Below are 23,432 nucleotides of genomic sequence, written 5' to 3'. Positions count from 1 at the left end.
GAAAATTGCCACAATCACAGTGTTAAGTTTAAATTTAACGAATTGAACAAATCTTACAAAGTTTACATTATGTATTTTTATGCAATAAAAATGTATAAATATTTCTTTGTATTTTTTTAGCTTACATGTAAAAATAACAGAATTTTTTAATAAATTGTTGAATTTATATTCTCTTGTTTTTTGATGAAATGAAGTTGTTTTTCATCAAAAATTAAGCCTCCTTTTTCAATATTAATATAGCAATATAGCGTCATATTTTTTAAAATCAATTTTTTCTTATAAAATATTACTATCATCTTTTCTTACTTTCGAGTGAATTTATTCTATAATATGTAGTAGATATTTATAAGAATTTTAACAAAGAGGTCATTAAAATGAATAAAAATAAAATCATTAACTATTGGGACAAGCGTGCACTATCTTTTAGCAAAGATAAACAAGCGGAATTAGAAAGTGCCCATGCTCAAGCATGGATAAAGGAAATTAATAATGTTACATCGATTCAAGAAGGCATGAAAATTTTGGATATAGGTACTGGAGCAGGATTCCTAGCTATTTTATGTGCACAACAAGGTGGCGATGTTACAGGTATTGATATATCTTCGGACATGATTAAATCGGCACAACAAAATGCACAACATTTTCAACAACAAATACAATTTCAAATTATGGATGCTGAGCAATTAGATTTTGAAGATGCAACATTTGACGTCGTTATTGCTCGAAATGTCACTTGGTTATTGTCAAATACACAAGGAGTATATAGTGAATGGCTCAGAGTATTAAAAGCCAATGGCACACTCATTAATATTGATGGAGACTATGGTAAAGATTCATTTGAAGACTATAGTAATATCCCTGATGATCATGCCCACCTCGCATTAGGCGATACTATGTTGCAAGAAAGCGAAGCCATTAAGCAAAGTATTTCAATTAATCAACAACAACGACCACAATACGACATTGAAATTCTGCAGCGTTTAGGTTTTAAGCATATTCATGTCGATGTTGACGTTTATCAACGTGTATATAGAAAAAAAGATGCTTTTTATAACCCAACACCTATTTTTTTAATTGCCATTACTAAGCCTTTCTCCTAAGTATCCCTATTATTTATTAAAGTTAGTATTCTATTTATTATATTTCTAAATCTAAGATGCTCAGAACTTGCGTTATAGTGTAATTTTTATCATACTATAGTTGAAGTTGAACAAAGTATAAGGAGTGGTAAGAATGAATAAAGAACAATTGGATAAAGTAAAAAATGGTAAAGGCTTCATCGCTGCGTTAGACCAAAGTGGTGGGAGTACACCTAAAGCCTTAAAAGATTACGGCGTTACTGAAGATCAATATAGTAGTGAAGACGAAATGTTCAAGCTCGTTCATGATATGCGCACGCGTATTGTATCATCACCTGCATTCAGCTCAGAAAAAATTATTGGTGCTATCCTTTTCGAACAAACAATGGACCGCGAAGTCGATGGCAAACATACTGGCGATTTCTTAGCAGATAAAGGCGTTGTCCCATTCTTAAAAGTCGATAAAGGCTTAGCCGAAGAAAAAGATGGCGTTCAATTAATGAAACCAATGCCAGATTTAGACGATTTATTACGTCGTGCAAATGAACATAAAATTTTTGGTACGAAAATGCGCTCTAACATTCTAGAGCTTAATAAAGCAGGCATTGATTCAGTTGTAAAACAACAATTTGAAGTTGCTAAACAAATCATTGCTGCTGGATTAGTGCCTATCATCGAACCTGAAGTTAATATAAATGCTGAAGAAAAAGCAGAAATAGAATCCTATTTAACTGACGCTATTTTAGAAGAATTAAATAAATTAGACGAAGATCAACTTGTCATGTTGAAATTGTCTATACCTACTAACGTTAACCAATTCCAATCATTAATTAATCACCCAAATGTTGTTAGAGTTGTTGCGTTGTCTGGCGGTTATAGTAGAGAACATGCGAACGAAGTACTAAAACAAAACGAAGGTCTTATTGCTAGTTTCTCACGTGCCTTAATTAATGATTTAAATGTAAATCAATCTGAAGAAGAATTTGACAAAATTTTAGCTGAAACAGTAGATTCTATCTACGACGCTTCTGTTAACAAAAATTTATAATTTTGTAAGCTTACTTTTTCTTTAAATAGTATTTCCTAGGAAATCTTAAGCATTACAAATACTTTAGATAACTTAAAAAAGGAAGGTTTCTATTTTAATATAGAAATCTTCCTTTTTATGTTATTCGAGTTTATTTCTTTTCACTTTCAATATTTCATAACATACTTTGTCCCTAACTCGTTCATCCGTAATACTTATATTAATAAAATTCACTATTCAGGTCGTTCAATTGTAAATGTGTCTCCTGATTTTGCGTAATCATTTCCTGCTAAACGTGCGACAGGTTCAAGTTTCAATGCGTCTATCTTGCTATCCCCAAAATAAATATCTTCATCGATATGATACTTCACCACTTCACCTATAATAAGGTCTGCACCGTCATCTTTTGAACCGATTTCTACAATTCGCTCCAATTTACATTCTAATCGAATCTTCGCCTCTTTTATACCTGGCACCGTAATGTTTTCAGAGTCAACAAGTGTAAACTTAGTGTGGTCCAGCTCATTTTCTTCTGGTTTCAATTGTGCTGCTGTTATATTGACATTTTCCACATTGTTTTCATCAGTAATGTGAACGACAAATTCGCCCACTTCTTCTATATTTAAAGCTGTATCCTTACGTTTACCACCTGCGCGTTGTGCTGAAATTGATATCATAGGTGGTGCGTTATTTACAATATTAAAAAAGCTAAACGGTGCCGCATTCAAGACACCATTATTATTTTGTGATGTTACGAAAGCGATAGGTCTGGGAATAATACTCCCCGATAATAATTTATAATTTTGCACATCTGATAATTGATTTGCTAATAATTTTTTCATTTTTGTATTCTCCTTTAAACAATAACGCTATATATTGTTTTAAAATAAGCAACATGTCTTTAAGCTATGTGTAATTATACTTAATACTTAAAATAATAACAATTGCTATGTTTCAAACATCTATATCATTTATTTTATTCAAGTATTGTTAATAAAAAAGCACATCTTCATTATTTTAGAAGACATGCTTTTTTTATTTATTCTTTTTCTATATGTGCTGGTATATTATAATGACTAGTCGTTTTTCTTTTTTGTGTAAAATAAAGCACAAATGCTATCAAATACCATACAATAACAATTAACCACTCAGATGGCCAAGCTAAAGAAGAAGGCATTCCTGGCAAATAAATTACAATAAATAAAATACTTAAAATAATAGCAATAATTCCCACCGCTCTGCCATTCTTAATACGATAAGGTCGTTCCAATCCTGGTTGGCTCTTACGTAACTTCAGAAATGAAAAAGCAACAAGCAAGTAGCCTAACACCACACCAATTCCTCCCGCATTAACAATCCATAAAAGGGCCGGTCGTCCTAATAAAGGCGCTACAAAAGCTAGAATACCTAAGAATAGAATACCATGTGTTGGTGTTTTAAATTTCGGATGTATATAGGCGAACCACTTGGGAATCATTCCGTTGTTTGCCATTGCATACAATATGCGGCTGCCTCCTATAATAAAGGCGTTCCAACTTGTAATAATACCTGCTACGCCACCAAGTACAAGTAAGACACCAAACCCATTACTGCCAAACAGATTAACCATAGCGTCAGCAGTCGCTAAATTACTGCTTGATAACGCCTTTGGAGAAAGTCCTGTTGCCACACCAAATACGATAAGTAAGTAAAATATTACCGAAGCAACAATGGAGAATATTAAAATGCCACCAATTTTTTTCGAAGGCGCTTTTACTTCTTCAGCAATTTAAGGTATAACATCAAATCCAACAAATAGGAATGGTATCATCATTAGCACAGACATGGTACCGCCCACACCATTTTCAAAAGGTTTTAAATTACTAAAGTCACCGTTAAATCCAGCACCGAATACTAATAATAAACCTACTGCAACAATAAAAATAGTAAATACCGTTTGCATAATAGCTGCTGGTTTGACGCCAAAATAATTCAACGACGTCAATAAAATACTACCTACAGAACCAATTAATACCCACGTAACATAAACATCCCATCCAGCAATATTCCACATTAAACCTTGGTGTTCAAAGGGTACTACATAATCAATTACAGTTGGTAATGCCACAGCTTCAAACGTTATAACTGAAACGTATCCAAATAATACAGACCAACCAGAGATAAATGCGATCCCCGGAGAAAAAGCTTTCTTCACAAAGATGAAGCCTCCACCCGTTTCTGGTATAGCAGAAGCAAGTTCCGCATAAGTTAATCCAATTACTATAACTAAAAATCCACCTAGTAAAAATGCGATAATACTACCTACAAAACCTGCTGTAGACACCCATTCCCCCGAAAGGACAACCCAACCCCATCCTAGCATGGCACCAATAGCAAGGAACAAGACGTCAACAACATTCATCGTTTTATTAAATTGCGATTTCGATTTCATTGAACATACCCCATAACATTCATTAAATTTTAAAAAGTGATAGGTTAAGATTGAAATTACTGTCTTTTTCATCCTTAACCTACCATCAGTTAATTGCTATATTTCATTTATGACTGCCTTTGTTTATATATATTGTTAACTTTCATGTATTTCTATTTTTAGACTTCTACAGAGAGATATTTTGTTTCTAAGTATGGTTCAATACCTTCTGTACCGCCTTCTCTGCCATATCCACTTTCTTTCAATCCGCCAAACGGTGCATGTGCTGCAGATGGTCCACCATCATTCCAACCAATTACACCATAATCTAACTCGTTAAATAATTTTAATCCTGTACGATAATCATTAGTAAAGAAGTATGATGCTAAGCCAAATTCTGTATCATTAGCAATACGAATGACTTCATCTAAGTCACTATATGTCATGACTGGCGCTACGGGACCGAAAGTCTCCTCATACATTGCCTTCATATTTGTATTTGCATTAGATATCACAACTGGTTTCAAGAAATTACCACCTAGTGATTGGATATCATCAACACTTCTAGATAATTTACCACCTTTATCTTGAGCATCTGTAATGTGTGACAGGACTTTTTCCACTGCATTAGCATCGATGACTGGACCAACCTTCACACCTTCATCTAATCCATTACCAATTTTTAAGTCATGGACTTTTTCTGTAAGGCTTTCAATATATTGGTCAGCAATATCTTCATGTACATATATACGGTTTGCACAAATACACGTTTGTCCTGCATTTCTAAATTTAGAAGCTATTGTTCCATCCACCGCAGCCTCTAAGTCCGCATCCTTATGGACAATAAACGGTGCCAAACCACCGAGTTCCATCGTTACATTTTTAACTGTCTGCGCGGATTGTTCAATAAGTGTTTTCCCCACACCTGTCGATCCAGTAAAGGTCACTTTATTGATAAGCTCATGACTTGTAAATATATCGCCAGCATCTTTGCCGGAAGCAATAATATAAGACACAGCATCTTTTGGTATCCCCGCTTCATGCGCAAGTTCTACTAGTCTAATCGTTGTTAAAGGCGTCTTAACTGCTGGTTTACATATAATTGTACACCCTGCTGCCAAAGCTGGTGCGATTTTGCGTGTTATCATAGCTGCTGGGAAATTCCATGGTGTTATTGCACCAACAACGCCTACAGGAAACTTATCTACAACAATCTTCTTAGACGGTGTGTTAGCTGGTATTGTACGTCCATATACACGCTTAGCTTCTTCGGCATACCATTTTACATATGAATTCGCGTAAATAACTTCGCCTTTTGCTTCTGCTAATGGCTTACCGCCCTCTAATGTAATAAGACGTGCAAGTTCATCCTGATGTTCATCAATAAGTGTTGCCCACTGTAATAACTTAGCTGAACGTTCATGAGCATCTTTATATTTCCACTTTTCAAAAGCTTGATGTGTACGTTCAATTTGTGTATGAATATCCTCATGGCTTGTATATTCTAGACGTTCAATGACTTCATTTGTCGCTGGATTAGTAACTTCCAATTGTGTCATATGTTCGACTCCCCTTTTTAACTTTAGTTATACTAAATCATTACCTTTAAAAACGTATGCTTTAAACTGGCTCTATTTTATGTCAATTTATGATATACGGTGTGTCGTTGCAACTTGATCAAATACTTCTTTTAAGATTGTCAATCCTTGGTTAAGTTCTTCATCAGTAATAACTAATGGCGCTAAGAAACGAATCACATTTCCTTTTATACCAGCAGATAATAATAATAAACCGTTTTGGTTTGCTGCCTGTACAATTTTTCCAGTGCGTACTTTATCTGGTTGCCCCGTTTTAGGATCTATAATCTCTAATGCAACCATTGCCCCCAAACGACGAATATTTGCTATACTGTCATGTTTTTCACTTAACGTGTATAAATAATTTTCTAAATTATATCCTAATGTTTCTGCTTTCTCATTTAACTGCTCTTCTTCTATAATATCAATAACTTTTAATGCCGCTTCACAAGCTAATGGATTACCAGCATATGTCCCACCTAATTCACCTGGGGATGCACTATCAACAATTTCCGCTTTACCTACAACTGCACTTAACGGAAAACCTGCAGCCAATGATTTTGAAACTGTGATTAAATCGGGCGCAATATCAAAGTGTTCTATTGCAAATGTTTTCCCAGTACGTGCAAATCCTGTCTGAATTTCATCTACAACAAAAACAATACCATTATCTTCACAAATTTGTTTAACTGCTGCCACAAATTTTGAATCTGGAATAATAAATCCACCTTCACCTTGTACTGGCTCCATAACAATACATGCTACTTCACTTGGATCTACTGTTTCGATAAAGAAATCATGTAATTTATTAATGACTTGATCAATGTATTCAGCTTCTGATAATGATTCGGCTTTTTCAGAGACATTTGGATATGGGGCTTGATAGACTTCTGGAGCAAATGGTCCAAATCCATACTTATAAGGTCTTACTTTACTTGTCATAGACATCGTTAAATTTGTACGCCCATGGAAACCTCTGACAAATGAAACAACTGCCTGTCTTCCTGTATATTTACGTGCAATTTTCACAGCGTTTTCAACTGCTTCAGCACCAGAATTAAGTAAAATTGCTTTTTTATCAAAATGACCAGGTGTAATTTCAGTTAGTTTTTGGGCTAAATTCAAATAACTTTCATACATAATGACATTAAAACCGGGATGTATGAATTTATCTAACTGTTCTTTTAAATGTTTTGTTATTTTAGGATGTGTGTGTCCTACATTCAATGTACCAATTGCACCTGCAAAATCAATGAATGTATTGCCATCTATATCGGTAATCGTAGAACCTTGTGCTTTATCTGCAACATGTAAATTACCGTTACCAACACCGCGTGCTACATATTGTTCTCTTTTTGCTTTATAATATTCAAATTGCTCTGACATAAAGAAACCCCCTACACTTTTATATTCAAAATTTTAATGTTATCTAAAAATTTAGAATATTATTGGTATTGTGTAAAGCACCAGTTTCCCTTAATAGATGGTACCAACTCATCCTAACAATACTTTTTTTAAACGTTGAACAGCTTCTGGTACTTGCTGTTGCTGAATTTTAGAGAAACCTATGATTAGTAATTTAGATTCAGAATTATTTTGAAGCGCTTTCACAGAAAACCTGTTTATTGTATAAAGTTCTAATTTTTGAGCTCTTGCACGTGTTTCAATTTCTTTGTATGTGTATCGAGACTTTGCTTCTACTATAAAATGTAATCCTGCTTGCGTATCTTTAATCGTGATATCAGATTTTAATACTTTATTGAGCTCTGCTATTAAATACGCTCTTTTTTTGCCATAGAGTTGATGCATTTTCTTAAGATATTTTTCATAGTGTCCTTCTTTAATCATTAAATTTAATGTCAATGCATTTAACATAGAAAAATCAGGAATCATATTATGATTCTGTGATTCAAACTTTTTAATTAATGTACTTGGTAAAATCATATAACTTATACGAAGTCCAGGCATAAGTGTTTTCGAAAATGTACCTAAATAGATGACACTTTCATTTTTATCGAAACTGAATAATGAGGGGATATTATCAGTTTCATATTTAAATTCACTGTCGTAATCATCTTCTATAATATAGCTATGGTTTTGACTCGCCCAATTTAATAAATCGATTCGTCTTGAAACAGGCATAATTGTTCCCATTGGAAATTGATGTGAAGGCGTCACAATTACAGCTTGTGGCTGCAGCTGTTTAATTTGATTTATAGATATGCCTTTATGATCTAATTCTATAGGTAAAATGTGTGTCTCTGTTTGCTTTAACAACGCTCGAAACCTCGAATAGCCAGGATTTTCCACTGCAACCTTAACGTCATCTTCCATTAGCTGGATTAACTTCATTAATAATGTATTCGTCCCAGACCCTATAACAATTTGCTCTGGATGGCACTGTATCCCTCTTTGATATGATACTAACTTAGCTATAGACTGTCTCAGTTCTACTGGCCCTTTGATATGTGGTATCGCGGATAAATAATAATCGTAATTTTGAAATACTCTTTTCATTAATTTCGTCCACGTATCTACTGGAAATTCTGAGATGTCGGTACTCATATGAGAAAAAGAAAAATCATAAGCCTCTTCAAGATTACTTTCATGTGCTTCTAATGTAATATGCGCATGTGGATCAATAATTAATTTATCTAAGGGTTCAATAAAATATCCTTTCCGTTCTTTAGTGTAAATATATCCCTCTGCTAATAATTGTTCATAAGCTGATTTCACACTATTGACACTCACACTAAGATGTTCTGCCATTCCCCTTTTAGACGGTAACTTTTCATGGCTATCGTATTTAAATGCAAGTATGTCTTCTTTTAAACGATTATATATTTCTCGATAAATATACTGCTCTGTGTCTCGTTGCATGATTACACCCCTTTAATTCTTTCTATAATTTATATATTATACACATTGTTTAGATAGAGTTGTTAATGAATTTATAAATCGCTCTACATTTTTAATTTCTAATCAAAAACAGCGATTATCCTCTCGATAACCACTGTTTTAAAATACTCATTCATTAATAACATTCAATTTCATTCTATAAAATAGGTGATGCTAACTTTGCTATAGCTTGCTTAAACTTGATCCAATTAGAACGTTGTTCATAACGTTCTATAGTAAGCTCCTTCGATACTTTTAAATCCTCAAAGAAAGCAGCTTTTAGTTTTTTAGCAATTTGTTCATCATACATAAAAGCATTAATTTCAAAATTCAATTCGAAACTACGGATATCCATGTTTGATGACCCTACACTTGAAACTTCATCATCTATAATCATCATTTTCGAATGAATAAATCCATTCTCATATGTGTACACTTTAACCCCATCTTTTATCAATTGCGCCACACTAGTGATGGTAGCCCAATAAACAAAAATATGGTCCGGTTTACATGGAATAATTAATTGGACATCGACACCGGATTTAGCTGCAATGCGTAATGCATTGATATAACCTTTATCAGGTATAAAATATGGACTGTGCATGTATATAGATTCTTTAGCATTCATAATCATTTTCATATAACCAAATTCTATTTGGTGCCAATTGTCACTTGGTGCACTGACCGCCATTTGCATAGATACATCCCCGCCCTGTTGTGCGTTATCTGGGAAATATTTCGCATTATAATCCAATTGCTCTCGTTTTGCTTGTGAATTCCAATCGTGAATAAAACTTAATTGTAATGCATCAACGCCGTCACCTTTAACTCTGAGATGCGTGTCTCTCCAATAGCCAAATTTTTCATTTAAACCTAGGTACTCATCACCGATATTAAAACCGCCTACATATCCCGTCATACCATCAATGACAACTATTTTTCGATGATTTCGGTTATTCACTCTAAAATTCACAAACGGAATTTTAGCTTTGAAAAAGGCTTCAACTTGTCCACCTAAAGATTGAAATTTTTTAAATTTTGATTTATGTACCGTTTTAGATCCTACTGCGTCATAAAGTAATTTAACTTCTAATCCTTCACTAGCCTTTTGTTCTAAAATATTTATGATTTCGGTACCTAAACCATCTAATTCTAAAACATAATATTCCATATGAATATAGCTTTTGGCATTACGTAAATCTGCTTTCATTTGATCATATAAATCATGACCATCTGTATAGATGTCTACTTTATTATCATTACTTAAAAATGATGATTCTTTAGACATTAACGTTTGGGCAATATCTGCATGCTTTCTAACAATCGGGTTTTCCGAATTAAAGATATGATTCGTTGAATCTTGGAGTTGTGCTTTCACCCTATTCATTCCATCTTCAATTTGATTATGTTGAAATCCCTTTTCACGTTTTTTACGAATGCCTCGTCCAAAGAATATATAGACGATGAAACCTAGGATTGGCATAACAAAAAGCAAGAACAACCAAGCCCATGTTGCAGTTGCATCCCTTCTATCTCTGTCTAAAAATACAATTAATAAAGCTAAAACAATATTAATTATAAAGAAAAAAGCTAATACACCTCGATATATCGGGCTTACACTTGCATCAAATATTAGTTGCATCAAATCACCTCATACTTTCTCTTTTCATCTCCACTATAAATTTTCTATAATAATTTCTGTAAGCAATGCATTTTTTATACACCTGTTACCTACTATGAATGGTTTCCATTATATTCTAAAGTGCATACAGTTGCTATTTATTATGCTTTATCTAGATTTATTTATAAATATAATAAAACTATTTTTTCAATGTTTGTTCTATTGTGCGATTACGCCCTGCTTGCGAACCAAATAAAGTTATACCAACCGCTGTAATCAATAATATACTTAATGAAGCAAGCCATTGTCCTGTTAAGTCATGTAATATACCAAATAATAACGGGCCTAATGCTGCAAAAAGATAGCCAACCGATTGGGCCATACCTGATAGTTTCGCTGATGTTTGTATGTGCTCTGTTCTTAAACTAAAGAACGTATTCACCAATCCAAATGCCAATCCTCCTGCAATACCTATTAATATAGTAGAAATAATTGCAAGTGTTGGCATAAATAGCATAATAGCAACCCCTGCAACAAAGAGTAGTCCGGTAATAAACGTCAACAGAAATTGTGATTTCATTTTTGTTGCGAATATTGGTGTAATAAAAGTAAAAGGGATAATAGCTATTTGCATTATAGATAGATACGCACCCGCTTCGCTAATAGAGAGTCCATTTTGTGATAAATAAGCTGGCATCCAATTAATCAAAGAATAAAATATAAGAGATTGCCCACCCATGAGTATCGTAATTTGCCACGATAGTGGGGATTTCCATACATTGACACTTTCATACGATAGTGCCGTAGCAGTTTCTTGCTTGCCTTTTATTTGAAATGACCAAACGACTAGTGTTAGTAGCGTAATCAAACCAATTGCACTTATAGCAATATTATAATTAAACGCTTTAACTAAAGGAGCTGTACCATAAGATGATAGGCCACCAAATACATTCATCACGACTGTATAATAACCTGTCATTACCCCAATATGTAATGGGAATTTTGATTTGATTACTGCTGGTGCAAGCACGTTGCCAAAACCTATCCCAACACCAATCAACACGGTACCTATATAAAGCCATGAAATGCCAGTGATTGACCTTACAATTATGCCGATAAGTATAAGACACAATGCAACAAAAATGGTTTTCTCTAATCCAAACTTATTACTCGTTCTCGCCGCAAATAGAGAAATCACTGCAAATGCTAATAATGGAACAACCGTTATCACACTAACGGCACTATTAGACATCGCTAAATCCGTTTTTATATCAGGTAACGCAACACCAATAGATGTAATAGGTGCTCTAAGGTTTGCTGCAACTAATAATATGCCTATAAATAATAACCAATTAACTGGTTTATTTTTCTTATATGAGTCCATTTTTTGACCGCCTTAAAACTTATTTTTTAAAAACAACACATTATATGGTACAATATGTACGTTATAATGTAAATAGGGAGCGATTATTTGTATAATATCCAAAACATAGTAGCTAAAAATATTTTAAATTATCGTAAAAAGCATCAACTCAGTTTAGATAAATTAGCAACAATGACTGGCGTCAGCAAAAATATGTTAAGTCAAATTGAAAAGGGCGCTTCTAATCCGACCATTACTACTTTATGGAAAATTGCCAATGGCTTGCATTTATCATTGTCACAATTAACTGCTGTAAATGATGAAAGTATAGACTTTATCGATGAATCCGACATTATCCCAATTATCGAAGACCAAGTCGCTATCTATCCTTACTTTCCGTATGATGATCAAAAAAAATTCGAAATGTTTAAAATGCAAATTGAACCTGGTGGAAAAATGATTTCCGAGCCTCATCATCCAGAATCTGAAGAATACATTATTGTAAGTGCTGGTCAGTTGGAAATTGCGATTAATTCTGAAAAATATACAATAAATAGTAATCAAGCGTTTCGTTTTAAAAGTGATGTCACACACACATACTTTAACCCGTTAGATAAAACAGTCGTATTTACTGCTACAATTTACTATCAATAATTCTTATACTTATATATTACAAGTGTTAATAGTATATATATATTTCTTGAAAAATAAAGTGCGCATATGTACTGTTTATTTTCACCAAGTCAATTCCATCCAATAATAGGCCAGTCCACTTTTTGACAAGTGAACTGGCCTATTTTAAATTATAATTATGACTCAACAAACTATTCTATACAAACTATTGTCCATTACAATTTCTGTAATTATTTTAAGCATCAAGCAACTCTTTCACAGTTACTTTCCAGCGTTCAACGACATTTTCAGCGTCATATAATTGTATTGATATACCTGAAATAATCTCTGCATATTTTGCATTATCTTCTTTTACTGTTTTGACCGATGCTTCAAATCGTAACCTGCAATAAATTTCATTGTTCAAGCTAGGTAATACGCTTAAATCCAATTCAATATAATATATTTTTTTAGCGTAAACAATAACAAGACTGCCTTTTCCTGTTTCAACTAAACGTTGTGCTGTTTGGGTATCTGGCCATAAAGCTATTCTTATATTATCAGAATCTATAGCAACAATTTCCCCTACGCTCACCATAGCTGTATGTGGGTATCCTTCAGCTGTAATAGACTGTAACATCATAACTAAATGTTTTTTGTCTTCTAAGTCCTGCCCGTTCAATAATTCAATAATTTCTTTAGGTAAATTCATAATCTATACCTCGCTTATTTATTAATCAAATCAGGAATAGGTGGAATTTGATCTAAATGCTCAAATTCTTCTGGTTTTAATTTGAATTTAGAGCTATATTGTTCAGGATTAGTAATGTTTTCACCTTCTGTATTTCTCCAAGAAAATGTGCAAGTCTCACATATATAGACTTCCCAGGCATTATCTTTAGGTGCTGTCGTTAACAATTCTACTTTTTCTGAATCACATCTTGGACATATCATATTAATCTTCCTTTCCTCTATTTAAATGACTAAGTCTTTCTTTCCATTCATTCGCATCTTTAGGTGTACCAAGTAATTCAGTATCTCGCCCAATATCTGCACCTACTGGTGTTGTAGCATCAATAACTAATTTCGTGTGCAGTCCAGCCGGTTCAGAAGACGGATCTAATGGCATTCCTGGTGCATAAGGCACTTTAAAAACATCTTTATCTGGTCGAACTCGTGTTGTTAGCGCCCACATCACTTGCTCAAGATTAAATGGATCCACAAACTCATCTACTATAATGGCTATTTTGGTATATGGCATTCCATGTGGTGTTGATAGTAAACGCATGGCCACCGCTTTACCATAACCGCCTAATCTAGATTTAGTAGACACGATTGCTCCAATACCATGTGTATACATAGCATTTACTGCTTCTACCTCTGGAAAATCTCTTTTTAATTGTTTATATAGCGGTAAACTTGTGTTCAAAGCAATAAGATAATCAATTTCAGTCCATGGCATACCGAGATACAAGTTTTCAAATATTGGATTATCTCTATGCGTAATCTTCGTGATTTTTACAATAGGTTGCTTTCTTGCACCTGAGTAACTACCAGGAAATTCACCAAATGGTCCTTCTATCTCACGTTCACGTGGCTCTATATATCCTTCTAACACAATTTCACTACGTGCGGGAATATCTAAATTGCCGTACTCACTTTTCGTTAGTTCTATCGGTTCCCCTTTTAGAGCACCTGCAAAGTCATATTCTGATTGAACATATTCAATTGGTGTACTTGCCATAAAACTCAATACCGGATCATTACCAAGACAAATCGCTATAGGTAAACGCTCATTTTTTTCCTCTGCATGTTGTAAATGTACAGCAATATCATGGAATGGTAACGGTTGAATCCCCACTTTATCCTTGCCTTTAACTTGAACACGGTATGTTCCAGCATTTTGTTCTTCATAATTATCAGGTTTATTAGGATCTTTACTAACAATTAGAGCTTTAGATAAATAAAACCCTGCATCAAATTCATTTATTCTAAATAGTGGTAATACATCAAATAAATTTATTCCATCTTCTTCAGTTATAATATTTTCCTTTACTGGTGCATCTTTCGCATCCACCCATTTAGGCTTAATCGGATATCTATCCCATTTTTCTTTTAAAGCAAAGAATTGATCTTTGGTAGGTGTATTTTTAGGTAAGTTAAGCATTAATGCATGATTTTGCCAGCTGCCATGTACATTTAAAACCACAGGCGTATGATAGCCTCTTATATTTTCTACTAGTACTGCAGGTGCACTTTCCATATCTGGTGCGCTTCTTCCAATCGCACTCAAATCAGGTTCTGGCATAACTTCATCTTTTACTCTAATCAATTGCTGTTCCGCTTCTAACAAATCTAAAAATCCTCTTAAATCTTTGTAAGCCATTATTGTATCTCCCTTTCTGAATATATTTAAATATGTTGTGCTTTATTCGAAAACCCCGTCCAAACTTTTTCTTGAGGTAATTGATCAATACCAAATTGTGCAATCAACCGATATATAATGTGATCAATCATATCTGCTAAATCTTTAGGATGATTATAAAAAGCTGGCATTGGCGGGAAAATAGTTACTCCCATTTGTGATAATTTCAACATGTTTTCTAAATGTATTTGGTTTAATGGCGTTTCTCGCGTCATTAAGACTATTTTTTTGCTTTCCTTGAGCATCACGTCTGCAGCACGCGTAATTAAATTATCTGCTAACCCTATGCTTATTGACGCAAGAGATTTCATACTACACGGCGCTACAATCATGCCATCAATGTGGAAAGATCCACTAGAAATAGCAGCCCCTAAATCTTTTGGTGAATATTGATAATCAGCCAATGATTGGACTTCTGCTACACTATAATTTGTTTCTTCAATGATTGTAGTCTTTGCCCAGTTGGACATTACTAAATGTGTTTCAACATCTTCAACATCTCGCAATATTTCTAATAAGCGAACGCCAAAAATTGCTCCTGTGGCCCCCGAAATACCAATAATTAATTTCATTACTTTAACGCTCCTCTCAACAATTAGTATAAAAGTAATAGATATAATACAATAAATATATATTAAATATGCTTTATATACTTTTAAGGTATTAAGGAGGTTATTTGTAAATGGAATTACGACATTTACGTTATTTTTTAGCGATTGCTGAAGCTGGGAGTATCACGAAAGCAGCAGAGAATTTGCATATTGCCCAACCACCATTGAGTAGACAGCTTAAAGATTTAGAAAGTGAACTAGGCTTTGATTTATTTGAAAGAAATAAAAAGAAAAAAGTAACACTAACATTACAGGGTCAATTTTTCTTAAATAAGTCCAAAAATCTATTAAATATATTGGAAGATTCTCTTGTAGAATCTCGAGAATATCATGAACAAATTAACCAAACACTCGCCATAGGTACTACTATCTACAGCTCTCAAATCATGTTTAATCAAATTGAAGCGTTTAAGCAAGATAAACCACATGTAAGGTTTAACATATGGGAATCAGATAGTGTTCGCTTACTTCAGTTATTAAAAGAAAGAAAAATAGATGTGGCTTATATAACCGAAGATGTTCAAGCCGATGGTATAATTACTGAAACAGTTATGAATGATTATTGCGTTTGCGTAGTCCCTCAAAACATTAATGTCTGTATATCTAAAGAAGAAATTTCTGTTGAAGAATTAGCTAATTTACCTTTAGTGCTATTAGTAGCAAATACTGATTCTGGTTTGCACAAACAAATTTTAAATAGTTTTACTCAGCGTAAGTTAAAAGCTAATATTCTATGTGAATGTCATGATTCTTCTATGCTAATACAACTTTTATCCAAAGGCGTTGGCGTAACCATACTCCCCTCCGCTACGATAACGTCAGATATTTTAAATAACTACACAATCAAGCGTATTAAATCTAATCCATGGATTACAAAAACTAAAATTGCTTGGCGAAAAGACAGCTACACACCTAAAATTGCCCAAACCTATTTAAATGAAAATAGAGACTATGACATCTTTTAAATGTTTTATTTCTTCTTACTACCGTTTTTATTTTGACACCTAAAAAAACACTTTCATTGGTATCCATATACTGGATTCAATGAAAGTGTCTTTAGTTTTAATAATGTAATACTATTTGTCACCGTTCTAAAATCACACAGTAATTATTATGACTTTGGATATGTGTAACTTAAATCCCAACCAATATCATATTTATCTACAAGTTTGGCATACTTTGCTCCCCAAAACATATCAGCTAATTCCATTTGTACTTCTCCGCCATCCTTAAGCCTTTCGTACGCTTCTGTTACTGCTGATTCACTATCAAATTCTAAAACAATATAAACATTTCGGTCTTCTAACATCGTTGAGTCATCTTTAGGAATATCTGATAACATAAACATTTGACCATCAATTTCAAGTTGTCCATGAATAATTCGATCGAAATCATCTGTAACTTGTTGATTAGCCTCTCCGTAAGTCATTATTTCTTTGATACTACCCCCTAATGCCTCACTGTAAAAATCGAGCGCTACTTTACATGTACCATTAAAAAATAAATATGGCGTCACACTTTTGAGCATAATATTCACTCCTTATATAGTGTTTAAAAACACACTTATATGACAATACCCAAATAATGACAGGACAGTCATTTGTAATTAATAAACACAATCCAACCGCTTAAATAACATATTTTAAAATAGTTCTATATAAAATAATCAAAGCGTTCAATGCTTAAATAATGATACGCTCATAAAAATTTTTCAATATAAAATGCCGATTCTTCAATAGATTTATATTCAGTATTAATAATAGTTGCATTTAATTTTTCAAAAACTTCTTCTGCATATGTTAACTCTGTTTTAATTCGTTCTATACTATTATAATTTGTTGGACCATGAAGCCCCAATACTTTAACCCGCTCATTACGTATATTTAAAATATAATGTGGACTAGCAGTTAAACCAAATACCTTTAAATTCTTATACTTAAATACTTCATCTGGTATATCAATTTCTGGAACTAATGGAATATTAGCTACTTTATATCCTTTATTAGCTAAATACATACTCAATGGTGTCTTAGAAGTTCTTGATACACCTACGATTAAAGCATCCGCTTCCCCTATATCTGTAAAATGTTTGCCATCATCATATTTTACAGAATACTCTATTGCTTCTATACGTTTAAAGTAACTTTCATCTAGCTTACGTAATGCACCGCTTTCCATGATAGGTGAACAATGGGTCTGTTGCTGAATAATACCTATTAAATTTGACATATAGTCTACATATGGAATATTGTGTTCACGCGCATAATTTTGCCCAACTTTATTGAAAGCAGGATTCACTAACGTCGTAACCACTACTGCTGACTGTATTTGTGCCCGATTTAACACCTGTAATAGTTCTTCTTCATTTTTAATAAATGGATACTTTTTTATTTCAATTTGTGCTAAATCAGGAAATTGTGTCAATGTAGCATGTATCATACGTTGTGCTGTTTCACCAATTGAATCAGATACAACAAATAACCTTAGTTGTGGATTGGAGGTTTTACTATACACGTAATCGACCGCCTTTAACTTCACTTTGTGCGGTAGAAAGCAAGGCTCCTGATACCCTGAATGGTGAGCATGATACATAATCAATGTCTAATGTATTAAAATATTGTATTGATTTATGGTCTCCACCTAATTCTCCACAAACGCCTATTTTAATTGTAGGATTAATCGCTTTTGCTTGTTCTGTCGCAGTTTTCACAAGTTGGCCTACCCCGTGTTGGTCTAAAGTCTGGAAAGGGTCTGTATCCAAAATACCTTGTTCAGCATATGCTCCAATAAATTTACCGGCATCGTCACGTGAGAAACCAAACGTTAATTGAGTTAAATCATTTGTCCCAAAACTAAAGAAATCACACTCTCTTGCTAAATCACCTGCAATAAGACATGCACGTGGCGTTTCTATCATCGTACCAATGAGGTAATGGAGTGACTCACCGTGCTCTTCAAATAGCGTTTCAATACGTTCATTAATTTGATTTTTTAATATCGTGAATTCTGATACTGTTGAAACAAGTGGTATCATAATTTCTGGCTGACAATGAATGCCTTGAGATTTTAGGTATAGTGCACTCTTAATTATTGCTTCCGTCTGCATAATATAAAGTTCAGGATACGTAATTGCTAAACGACAACCTCGATGTCCTAACATCGGATTAACCTCTTCTAAACTTTCTATATATTGTGTCAAAGTTCGACCTGAAACGTTTAATTGCTTTGCAACTACTGCCTTTTCTTCCTCTGACTTCGGTAAAAACTCATGTAATGGTGGATCCAATAACCTAATAATTGTAGGGCGTGATCCAGATAACCTTAATATCTCTTCGAAATCTTCAGTTTGGTATTCTCTAATTTGATTTAATGCTTCAATACGTTTTTCTCGTGTATCTGACAAAATAAAACGTCGCATTTCAACTAATCGTTCCGGCCCAAAGAACATATGCTCTGTACGAACCAACCCAATACCTGTAGCGCAAAACTGATACCCAGCTTGGATATCTTGAGGCGTTTCAGCGTTCATACGTACATCTAACCGTGCTATATCTTTGGACCATTTCATGAATTGTTCAAATGCATGACTACGTTCTGCCTTCATCGTTGCCACTTCTCCAAAGTAAATATCACCTTTAGCACCATCGACAGAAACCATATCCCCTTCTTTTAAGGTACCTGTACCATATTTAACAACTTTATCCACGACATTTATTTCTAAATCAGAACATCCTGTCACACAACATTTCCCCATACCTCTTGCGACTACTGCAGCATGAGAGGTCATACCTCCATGTGTCGTTACAATTGCTTCACTAGCAATCATCCCTTCAATATCTTCTGGTGATGTTTCAGGACGCATTAATATCACTCGTTCACCTTGTTCGTGTTGTATTTTCGCCTCTTCAGCTGAAAATACGATTTTACCACTCGCTGCCCCAGGGCTAGCAGGCAAGCCAAGTTTAGATATTATAGTTGCCTGTTGTAAAGCCTGTGCATCAAAGCTTGGATGTAACAATTGATCTATAGATTTAACTTCAACATTCATAACAGCCTCTGATTGAGTCAATATCCCTTCTTCAACTAGATCGACTGCAATGTGTATTGCTGCATGAGCCGTACGTTTCCCACTACGCGTCTGTAAAATATAGAGTTGCTCGTTTTCGATTGTAAACTCAATATCTTGCATATCTTTATAGTGCGTCTCTAATCTTTGAGAAACTTCTAAAAATTGTTGATGTACATGTGGCATTTGTTTTTTTAATGTCTCAATATCTTTAGGTGTACGAATGCCGGCTACTACATCTTCGCCTTGTGCATTTAACAAATATTCTCCGAATAATTTTGCATCACCTGTTACTGGATTTCGAGTAAATGCAACACCTGTACCACTTCGCTCTCCACTATTGCCAAACACCATTTCTTGAATATTAACTGCAGTACCAATATCGTGCGGTATTTCGTTTAATTGACGATAGACACGTGCCCGATCATTATCCCACGATTTAAATACAGCTTCGATTGCTTCTGTTAATTGTTCTAATGGTTTTTGAGGAAATGGTTTGTAAACTTCATTTAAATATACTTCTTTGAAATAATTACAAATTTCTTGTAATCCTTCAGCAGGAATATCTGCATCATTTTGATAACTATGCTGTTGTTTATATTCCTCAAAGTATGTATCAAAAGATGCCATAGGAATGTTATATACAACTTGGCCAAACATTTGTAACAATCTGCGGTAACAGTCATACGCAAAGCGGCAATCGTTCGTTTTCTCAGATAATTTTTCTACGTTCTCATCATTTAATCCTAAATTTAAAATTGTGTCCATCATACCAGGCATAGATATCTTTGCACCGCTACGTACAGATACGAGTAATAATTGTTCGTTTGAAGAAAATGACTTTCCTGTACGTTGTGAAAATGATTCTAGTTGTGTCTCCAATTGATCCATTAAAGCTTCTGGAAGTTTTAAATCATGCTTCAAGTATTCTATGCAGGCTTCTGTTGTAAGCGTGAACCCATCTGGTACTGGTAAACCCAATCGTTTCATTTCAGCTAAATTTGCACCTTTACCTCCAAGTAAATCTTTCATTGATTTCTGACCTTCATCAAATGCATAAATGTATTTTGTCATACTAAACACCTCTACTCCTAAATATGTTATACTAATTGTTATAGAGTATGTCATAATATTATGAAAATGACAACTCATATATTGAAATTTAACAAAATATATTTCTTTTGTTACTCATAATCCTTCATAAAAAAAAGTCCCGAGCAACTTGTATCGTTACTCGGGACTTCTCATTCCACCAGCTTATTGTCAGTATTGAATGATCCATATCGCATTAAATACGCTTCAATTATGATTTCACAAATATTGGGGGCTTAATCATACGCATTTTCTATAATATTCCATTATGTCACCTTCATATCATCTTATTCGCTTTCAATATAAGTATTGTCCTATTTTAATTTGTTATTCTGGTTATAAACTGGTCGATATATTTAAAAAGAAATTGTAAAGTGGGATAAATAGATAACTTAAACTAATATTATTTGATATGTGGAGACGATAATGGTGGTTTAATTCATTCAATTCGACGGTTCAACTATCAATCAACAGTCTGAAATGGGTAAGTTTTTAATATATAATCATTGCTTTCGTAGTATTAAGAGGAAATATGTTTGAATTATACTATTTATGACATACTAATATTATAATTCAATGTTTTCTATGCTAAATGTAGTGTAATATATTTTTTAACTTGCGTCTTAAGTAATGGATACATTTCATAATATAAAATTCTTATCAATTCATGTTACTCACACTCCTTATGATATAAACTAAATCAATGACATGCCATTGATCTACGTTACTACTCAATAATTCACTGTGGGCGCCCTACTTTACCAAGTTAATCATCTTGATATTTTACCTATAAAATATTTTTTGTAAAAATTATAGAATTATTTAGCAATAACTTATTTTTATTATATTGTCGTTCATGAAGTTTGTAAAGTTATTTTTTTCATTTTTTATTTAATTTTTATCCATACTTATTGTAATTAGAAATATCGCAATCAATTCTTCCAAATTCCCTCCTTTTAGAGGTTGTTTTGATTCTATTTGAAAAGGCAAAACTAATTTAAATTTAAATATAAATACACTTCTAATGAGGCTCCATTCATTCAGTTTATAAATAAAGCGTTAACAAAATGTTTATATATATATATTTATTATACAAATGATATAATAGGAAGAATAACTTTAAGTAAATAATGTAAAGTTAGTGATTTTATTATTTAAAAGTAGGAGAATCTTTATGAAGACCGAATTAAAAAGAGAATTAACTTCTAGACAAATACAGATGATTGCACTTGGAGGAACTATTGGCGTTGGATTATTTATGGGGGCATCTAGTACGATTAAATGGACAGGCCCTTCAGTCATACTTTCCTATTTGATTGCAGGTGTATTTGTTTTTCTAATTATGAGAGCATTAGGCGAAATGGTATATACATATCCCGATACTGGTTCATTTGCTAAGTTTGCCAGCGATTATATTCACCCTTCTATTGGTTACATAACAGCAAGTAGTAGTATATTTAATTGGATTGTCGTAGGCATGAGTGAGGTCATAGCTGTTGGCTCTTACATGAAGTTTTGGTGGCCAGATTTACCTGGCTGGGTCCCAGGACTGATTGTTGTCCTTTTACTATTAACTGCCAATTTGGCTTCAGTAAAATGGTTTGGTGAATTTGAATTTTGGTTTGCATTAATCAAAGTGATAACTATTATTTTAATGATTATTGCTGGATTGGGTATTGTATTCTTTGGAATTGGCAATGGTTTCCATCCAATAGGTCTATCCAATTTATGGAGTCATGGCGGATTCTTTACAAATGGATTTACTGGCTTTTTCTTTTCACTATCTATTATATTTGGATCTTATATCGGTATTGAGTTAATAGGAACGACTGCCGGAGAGGCTAAAAACCCACAAAAAACAGTCGTCAAATCTATCAATGGTGTAATATGGAGAATTCTTATATTTTATATTGGATCTATATTTATTATCGTAACTGTTTATCCATGGAATGCTATTAGTGAACTGGGTTCACCTTTTGTAGCTACTTTTACAAAAGTTGGTATTACTTCAGCTGCTACGATTATAAACTTTGTGGTCATCACTGCAGCTATGTCTGGTTGTAACTCAGGTATATTTAGTACGAGTAGAATGTTATATACTTTATCTAAACAAAATCACGCACCTAAAATATTTCAAAAAACAAATGCTAACGGCGTTCCTTATTATTCAGTCATCGCAGTTTGTGTTGGTATTTTGGGTGGCGTATTACTCAACATTCTTTTACCGCTTATTTTAGGTAAAGGTACTAATATATTTGTCTATGTCTTTAGTGCTGGTGTGTTCCCTGGTATGGTGCCTTGGTTTGCTATATTAATTAGTCATTTATATTTCAGAAAGAAAGAAAAAATTAAGAATCATCCATTTAAAATGCCTTTTGCACCTTATTCAAATATCATCACCTTTATTATGCTCATTGCAGTTGTTATAGGTATGATTTTTAACAGTGAAACGCGGATCTCCGTTATCATTGGTATCGCATTTGTAGCATTCAATACGCTTTATATTTTAATAAGCACAAAAATGTCATCAAAAAATAAAAATGATGCTGAACTCTTTACTGAAAACCTAGAGTAACATTGTAATCTAATCACGTTTAACGCTCTAGTTAAACGTAATCATACACAATACGTAAGACACTTTAAAAAGCCCT

Annotated in this window: 18 protein-coding genes and 1 pseudogene; 5 read left to right on the top strand and 14 right to left on the bottom strand. The window is 33.5% G+C overall.

Annotation, left to right across the window (positions count from 1 at the left end):
- The first annotated feature begins 374 nt into the window (after positions 1 to 374).
- The gene (locus PYW31_RS01155) at positions 375 to 1,100 is read left to right on the top strand and encodes a class I SAM-dependent methyltransferase (RefSeq protein WP_046837517.1); all 726 of its coding nucleotides are present in this window, start codon (positions 375 to 377) and stop codon (positions 1,098 to 1,100) included.
- 133 nt (positions 1,101 to 1,233) lie between these two features.
- Positions 1,234 to 2,127 (top strand): fructose bisphosphate aldolase, encoded by an 894-nt coding sequence (locus tag PYW31_RS01150; RefSeq protein ID WP_046837516.1) that lies wholly within the window; start codon positions 1,234 to 1,236, stop codon positions 2,125 to 2,127.
- Between the two features lie 212 nt (positions 2,128 to 2,339).
- On the opposite strand, the gene PYW31_RS01145 is transcribed toward PYW31_RS01150, so the two are convergent.
- From PYW31_RS01145 to PYW31_RS01115, 7 genes and pseudogenes are all read right to left on the bottom strand, one after another.
- Positions 2,340 to 2,948 carry a flavin reductase family protein gene (locus PYW31_RS01145; protein ID WP_046837515.1) on the bottom strand — a complete coding sequence of 203 codons (609 nt, stop codon included), beginning with the start codon at positions 2,946 to 2,948 and terminating at the stop codon, positions 2,340 to 2,342.
- A gap of 197 nt (positions 2,949 to 3,145) precedes the next feature.
- Positions 3,146 to 4,537: pseudogene (locus tag PYW31_RS01140) on the bottom strand (APC family permease).
- 158 nt (positions 4,538 to 4,695) lie between these two features.
- Positions 4,696 to 6,075: an NAD-dependent succinate-semialdehyde dehydrogenase gene (locus tag PYW31_RS01135; protein ID WP_046837514.1), complete on the bottom strand. Its 1,380-nt coding sequence runs from the start codon at positions 6,073 to 6,075 to the stop codon at positions 4,696 to 4,698.
- An 87-nt stretch (positions 6,076 to 6,162) separates the two neighbouring features.
- Complete coding sequence (gabT, locus tag PYW31_RS01130) at positions 6,163 to 7,479, bottom strand: 4-aminobutyrate--2-oxoglutarate transaminase (protein ID WP_046837513.1); 1,317 nt, start codon at positions 7,477 to 7,479, stop codon at positions 6,163 to 6,165.
- 108 nt (positions 7,480 to 7,587) lie between these two features.
- Positions 7,588 to 8,973 (bottom strand): MocR-like transcriptional regulator GabR, encoded by a 1,386-nt coding sequence (gabR, locus tag PYW31_RS01125; RefSeq protein WP_046837512.1) that lies wholly within the window; start codon positions 8,971 to 8,973, stop codon positions 7,588 to 7,590.
- 175 nt (positions 8,974 to 9,148) lie between these two features.
- Entirely contained in the window at positions 9,149 to 10,633 is a 1,485-nt protein-coding gene (gene cls, locus PYW31_RS01120) for a cardiolipin synthase (RefSeq protein WP_046837511.1), read from the bottom strand.
- A gap of 178 nt (positions 10,634 to 10,811) precedes the next feature.
- Entirely contained in the window at positions 10,812 to 11,996 is a 1,185-nt protein-coding gene (locus PYW31_RS01115) for a CynX/NimT family MFS transporter (RefSeq protein WP_046837510.1), read from the bottom strand.
- A gap of 87 nt (positions 11,997 to 12,083) precedes the next feature.
- Between PYW31_RS01115 and PYW31_RS01110 the strand changes: the two genes are divergently transcribed.
- The gene (locus tag PYW31_RS01110) at positions 12,084 to 12,629 is read left to right on the top strand and encodes a helix-turn-helix domain-containing protein (protein WP_046837509.1); all 546 of its coding nucleotides are present in this window, start codon (positions 12,084 to 12,086) and stop codon (positions 12,627 to 12,629) included.
- A 214-nt stretch (positions 12,630 to 12,843) separates the two neighbouring features.
- Here the strand turns inward: PYW31_RS01110 and PYW31_RS01105 are convergent, their stop codons facing one another.
- The 4 genes from PYW31_RS01105 to PYW31_RS01090 are packed head-to-tail and all read right to left on the bottom strand — an operon-like array spanning position 12,844 to position 15,584.
- Positions 12,844 to 13,299, bottom strand: a complete 456-nt coding sequence (locus PYW31_RS01105) for a pyridoxamine 5'-phosphate oxidase family protein (RefSeq protein WP_046837508.1) — start codon at positions 13,297 to 13,299, stop codon at positions 12,844 to 12,846.
- 14 nt (positions 13,300 to 13,313) lie between these two features.
- Positions 13,314 to 13,541, bottom strand: coding sequence for a non-oxidative hydroxyarylic acid decarboxylases subunit D (locus PYW31_RS01100; protein ID WP_046837507.1), 228 nt, complete (start codon positions 13,539 to 13,541; stop codon positions 13,314 to 13,316).
- Between the two features lies 1 nt (position 13,542).
- The gene (locus PYW31_RS01095) at positions 13,543 to 14,973 is read right to left on the bottom strand and encodes a non-oxidative hydroxyarylic acid decarboxylases subunit C (RefSeq protein WP_046837506.1); all 1,431 of its coding nucleotides are present in this window, start codon (positions 14,971 to 14,973) and stop codon (positions 13,543 to 13,545) included.
- 26 nt (positions 14,974 to 14,999) lie between these two features.
- Entirely contained in the window at positions 15,000 to 15,584 is a 585-nt protein-coding gene (locus PYW31_RS01090) for a non-oxidative hydroxyarylic acid decarboxylases subunit B (protein ID WP_046837505.1), read from the bottom strand.
- Between the two features lie 110 nt (positions 15,585 to 15,694).
- Between PYW31_RS01090 and PYW31_RS01085 the strand changes: the two genes are divergently transcribed.
- Positions 15,695 to 16,588 carry a LysR family transcriptional regulator gene (locus PYW31_RS01085; protein ID WP_046837504.1) on the top strand — a complete coding sequence of 298 codons (894 nt, stop codon included), beginning with the start codon at positions 15,695 to 15,697 and terminating at the stop codon, positions 16,586 to 16,588.
- A gap of 146 nt (positions 16,589 to 16,734) precedes the next feature.
- Here the strand turns inward: PYW31_RS01085 and PYW31_RS01080 are convergent, their stop codons facing one another.
- The 3 genes from PYW31_RS01080 to ppdK form a co-directional block, all read right to left on the bottom strand.
- Positions 16,735 to 17,151, bottom strand: a complete 417-nt coding sequence (locus tag PYW31_RS01080; protein WP_046837503.1) for a VOC family protein — start codon at positions 17,149 to 17,151, stop codon at positions 16,735 to 16,737.
- A 170-nt stretch (positions 17,152 to 17,321) separates the two neighbouring features.
- A complete protein-coding gene (locus PYW31_RS01075) occupies positions 17,322 to 18,137 on the bottom strand; it encodes a pyruvate, water dikinase regulatory protein (protein WP_046837502.1) in 816 nt (271 codons plus the stop codon).
- Positions 18,130 to 20,763 carry a pyruvate, phosphate dikinase gene (gene ppdK, locus PYW31_RS01070; RefSeq protein WP_046837501.1) on the bottom strand — a complete coding sequence of 878 codons (2,634 nt, stop codon included), beginning with the start codon at positions 20,761 to 20,763 and terminating at the stop codon, positions 18,130 to 18,132. The genes PYW31_RS01075 and ppdK overlap by 8 nt, the downstream gene beginning before the upstream one ends.
- Before the next feature lie 1,192 nt (positions 20,764 to 21,955).
- Here ppdK and PYW31_RS01065 point away from each other — a divergent pair.
- Positions 21,956 to 23,356 (top strand): amino acid permease, encoded by a 1,401-nt coding sequence (locus PYW31_RS01065; protein ID WP_046837500.1) that lies wholly within the window; start codon positions 21,956 to 21,958, stop codon positions 23,354 to 23,356.
- Positions 23,357 to 23,432 lie beyond the last annotated feature (76 nt).

The organism is Staphylococcus succinus, from assembly GCF_029024945.1.
In the GTDB taxonomy this organism is placed as follows: Bacteria; Bacillota; Bacilli; order Staphylococcales; family Staphylococcaceae; genus Staphylococcus; species Staphylococcus succinus.
Note: the sequence above shows the minus strand (reverse complement) of the source record. Positions and strands in the feature narration are given on the sequence as shown.

Excerpts from the sequence above, each read along its gene's own strand:
- PYW31_RS01080 (WP_046837503.1), bottom strand. The coding sequence starts at position 17,151 with ATGCTCAAAAGTGTGACGCCATATTTATTTTTTAATGGTACATGTAAA.
- PYW31_RS01065 (WP_046837500.1), top strand. The coding sequence starts at position 21,956 with ATGAAGACCGAATTAAAAAGAGAATTAACTTCTAGACAAATACAGATG.
- PYW31_RS01105 (WP_046837508.1), bottom strand. The coding sequence starts at position 13,299 with ATGAATTTACCTAAAGAAATTATTGAATTATTGAACGGGCAGGACTTA.
- PYW31_RS01100 (WP_046837507.1), bottom strand. The coding sequence starts at position 13,541 with ATGATATGTCCAAGATGTGATTCAGAAAAAGTAGAATTGTTAACGACA.
- gabR (WP_046837512.1), bottom strand. The coding sequence starts at position 8,973 with ATGCAACGAGACACAGAGCAGTATATTTATCGAGAAATATATAATCGT.
- PYW31_RS01085 (WP_046837504.1), top strand. The coding sequence starts at position 15,695 with ATGGAATTACGACATTTACGTTATTTTTTAGCGATTGCTGAAGCTGGG.
- PYW31_RS01115 (WP_046837510.1), bottom strand. The coding sequence starts at position 11,996 with ATGGACTCATATAAGAAAAATAAACCAGTTAATTGGTTATTATTTATA.
- PYW31_RS01095 (WP_046837506.1), bottom strand. The coding sequence starts at position 14,973 with ATGGCTTACAAAGATTTAAGAGGATTTTTAGATTTGTTAGAAGCGGAA.
- cls (WP_046837511.1), bottom strand. The coding sequence starts at position 10,633 with ATGCAACTAATATTTGATGCAAGTGTAAGCCCGATATATCGAGGTGTA.
- PYW31_RS01150 (WP_046837516.1), top strand. The coding sequence starts at position 1,234 with ATGAATAAAGAACAATTGGATAAAGTAAAAAATGGTAAAGGCTTCATC.
- PYW31_RS01135 (WP_046837514.1), bottom strand. The coding sequence starts at position 6,075 with ATGACACAATTGGAAGTTACTAATCCAGCGACAAATGAAGTCATTGAA.
- gabT (WP_046837513.1), bottom strand. The coding sequence starts at position 7,479 with ATGTCAGAGCAATTTGAATATTATAAAGCAAAAAGAGAACAATATGTA.
- ppdK (WP_046837501.1), bottom strand. The coding sequence starts at position 20,763 with ATGACAAAATACATTTATGCATTTGATGAAGGTCAGAAATCAATGAAA.
- PYW31_RS01145 (WP_046837515.1), bottom strand. The coding sequence starts at position 2,948 with ATGAAAAAATTATTAGCAAATCAATTATCAGATGTGCAAAATTATAAA.
- PYW31_RS01155 (WP_046837517.1), top strand. The coding sequence starts at position 375 with ATGAATAAAAATAAAATCATTAACTATTGGGACAAGCGTGCACTATCT.
- PYW31_RS01090 (WP_046837505.1), bottom strand. The coding sequence starts at position 15,584 with ATGAAATTAATTATTGGTATTTCGGGGGCCACAGGAGCAATTTTTGGC.